Annotated in this window: 3 protein-coding genes; 1 reads left to right on the forward strand and 2 read right to left on the reverse strand. The window is 59.2% G+C overall.

Going from position 1 to position 3,093, the window contains the following annotated elements; genetic code table 11:
* Positions 1–136: 136 nt before the first annotated feature.
* On the forward strand, positions 137–1,882 hold the full coding sequence (locus G3480_RS25805) for a recombinase family protein (protein WP_164657072.1): 1,746 nt from the start codon (positions 137–139) through the stop codon (positions 1,880–1,882).
* Between the two features lie 39 nt (positions 1,883–1,921).
* Here the strand turns inward: G3480_RS25805 and G3480_RS25810 are convergent, their stop codons facing one another.
* Positions 1,922–2,221 (reverse strand): recombinase family protein, encoded by a 300-nt coding sequence (locus G3480_RS25810; protein ID WP_338114227.1) that lies wholly within the window; start codon positions 2,219–2,221, stop codon positions 1,922–1,924.
* A gap of 178 nt (positions 2,222–2,399) precedes the next feature.
* Entirely contained in the window at positions 2,400–2,630 is a 231-nt protein-coding gene (locus tag G3480_RS25815) for a hypothetical protein (protein ID WP_164657073.1), read from the reverse strand.
* Positions 2,631–3,093: the final 463 nt, after the last annotated feature.

Below are 3,093 nucleotides of genomic sequence, written 5' to 3' on the forward strand. Positions count from 1 at the left end.
CAGAAACGGGGGGTAAGTCACTCAAAACCACCACGAGTTCTAGCGGCAACATCGGGCAGCCACAAACGGCTGCAATGGCAGAGGCGGACTAACTTAATTTCTGGCTAAAACTGTCCTTGACTTGGGGTCCACCACATTGGGATGGTCACCTGAGGCGATTGATATCATTGACGAGGATCAGGGACAGTCGGCCCTGTCGGCGGTCCATCGGCACGGCTTTCAGCACCTGGCCGCGGAGGTGGCCGCCCGCGAGGTGGGCATCGTGCTGATGCTGGAGGCGTCACGGCTGGCGCGTTGCGGCAGCGACTGGCATCGGCTCATTGAGATCTGCAGCATCACCCGGACCCTGATTGCCGATGAGTTGGCCGTCTACGATCCACGGGAACCGAATGATCGGCTCTTACTGGGGGTGAAGGGGACCTTGTCGGAAGCGGAGCTCATGACCCTGCGCACGCGCCTGTACGAAGGTCGTTGGAACAAGGCGCGTAAGGGACAATTGGCTCGCTCGGTCCCGATTGGTTACGTGGTGGATGAACAAGGCCAGTGGGCGAAAGATCCGGACCGCCAGGTGCAGGCGCGCATCGAGTATGTGTTCGCCCTGTTTCGTCGACTGGGCGTGGCCCGTCAGGTCGTACGGGTACTGCGCGATGAGCAACTGACCCTGCCGGTGCGCCTGTGGGGTGGTCCCGGCCATGGGCAACTGGTGTGGAAAGAGGCGAGCGCGGGGATCGTGATGCGCCTGTTGCGCAACCCCACCTATGCCGGCGTTTACGTGTACGGAGAATGGGCCTACGATGGCCTCGATCGTCATCCCAACACCGGCAAGGCGCGCCCGCACGTGCGTGCGCCGGAACACTGGCCGGTCTGTCTTCAGGCGCACCATGCGGGCTATCTTACATGGGAGGCGTATCTCGCCAACCGCCAACGGCTGCGCCAGAACGGGTTTGGCATGATGACGCGTGGCGCGCCACGCGACGGGGCGGCGCTCCTGCAGGGGCTCGTGTGGTGTGGTCGCTGTGGCGCGCGCATGGGCGTCAACACCTATTCGGCGCGCGAGCGGCGCAAGCCGAGCTACATCTGCAACCGCCAGTACCACGAGGGGGCGGCCCACACCTGTCAGTCGATGAGTGCCCAGCCGATCGACGAGGTGGCGGTCGCGCTGTTTCTCGAGGCCATGGCGCCCGCGCAGATCGCGCTCTCCCTGCAGGTCGTCGATGATCTGCGCGCGGAAAAACACGCCCTGCAACAACAGTGGGAGCAGCAACTGCAGCAGGCCCGTTACGCGGCGCAACTGGCTCAGCGCCAATACGATGCGGTCGATCCGGACAATCGCCTGGTGGCCGCCACCCTGGAGCGACGCTGGAACGAGCAGCTCCAAGCGCTACAAGACCTGGAGCAGGCGTACCAGAAGGCCCAAGCCGAGGCGCACTTCACGCTCACCGAGGCCGAGCAGTGCGACATCCAGCGTCTGGCGCACGATCTGCCTACGGTGTGGCAAGCCCCCGGCACCACGGATCGCGAGCGCAAGCAACTGCTGCGCTTTCTCATCGCCGAGGTGCAGCTCGATGGGGTCGCCACGGCGGGCATGATCGACATCCGCGTCACCTGGTGCTCAGGAGCGGTCACCACCCGCCGGATTGCGCGCCTGAAGGTCGGTGCCGGGGCACCGCGCACCGATGCGCACGTCATCGCGCGCCTGCGCGATCTGGCACCAACCCATCCTGTGGCGCAGATCGTCGAGATCCTCAATGCCGAGGGGCTGCGCAGTGCCCATGGTCGAGTGCTACGCGAGCACCATGTGCTCTATCTGGCACGCCGCCACCACATCGAGGTCACCACCTCGGCACGGTTGCGCCCCAAGACAGTGAAGGATTCTCACTGACTCGACTGCCAAGCATGGCATTCTGCAATAAGAGGTGGATTATGCTGCATGACTGTTCAGTCCCAGCAGCAACCGATCGTTGTAGGTCTGCGGATCATACACCCCGTCGGCATCGGCGATCAGGGTCGAGAACAGCGCGCAGACTTCTAGCAATTGATACCAGTCGCGCGAACTGCGGGCCAGGCGCGAGATCTCCAGACTCAGTACGATCCCAATGTGATCGAGGCCCACTTCGGCCACCAGGCGCTGAAATCCGGGACGCCCCTCGGCACTCGCTCCCGAGCGTCCGAGGTCTTCATCGATGAGCAAGACCTGCTCGCGTGGCCAGCCCAGCGCCACGGCGCGCTCCGGGTTGGGGAGGCTATTTTTTGTCGGCTCATAGTGCGTTTTGAGGAGGTGCCGGTTGACGACCTCAATCCACTCATTTCTAAGCTATATAAATCTATGCGTTACGGCAGATTTTGCAGGGGGCAGCGAAGGGGGAATGTCTGTTCATGGGGCGCCTCCTCAAAACGCATTATGAGCCTTTTTGTACTGTACTGAACTCCAGCGCGATGATGTCATCGACTTCGCGTGGCGAAGCCGATACCCGCGTGACGGCCAGATAGTCGGTCAACCAGTAGTGAATCTTATCAAATCGCGCGTCGCTAGAGACATCCCGCAGCATGGCGACGACGCTTGCGGTAGCGATGTCGCCCCAGAACTGGCAGTAAACGCCGGTTTCCTCCCAAGTGATGCGGTAAGGCATGACGCGACTGTCGCCCCCGCAGCGTTTTGCTTGTCTTCAGTCTCGGTCATGGGCGGCTATCCGTCCAGCGGCAGGATCAACGTATGAATTACGACATTAGGGGAACACAGTGCGGAAGGGTATCGCTCAGGCCCCTTCACCAAAACAGAATTGTTCAGCGTTTCCTTGTGTTTTAGCCAAAAAATAACCATTTTTATCGATAATATTATTAAATTTTTCATATATTGCACACATCCAATCAACGCTTAAATAACTTCTATTTTTGTTCCACCTATTACAACGTGATGTTTATGAAAAAAGGTTTTTCGATCATGACCAAGTGATGTAAATTGATCAACAGTAAGACGCTGTATAGGAACTAGCTCTTAATAATTCTTGACTTAGAGCGCGCGACGAATGCGAATAATTCACTCATAAGCTATTTGATTGTTGCAGATTTGACGAAGCAATAGACGTGACGATG

The sequence above is a fragment of the Thiorhodococcus mannitoliphagus genome (assembly GCF_010915725.1).
Classification (GTDB): domain Bacteria; phylum Pseudomonadota; class Gammaproteobacteria; order Chromatiales; family Chromatiaceae; genus Thiorhodococcus; species Thiorhodococcus mannitoliphagus.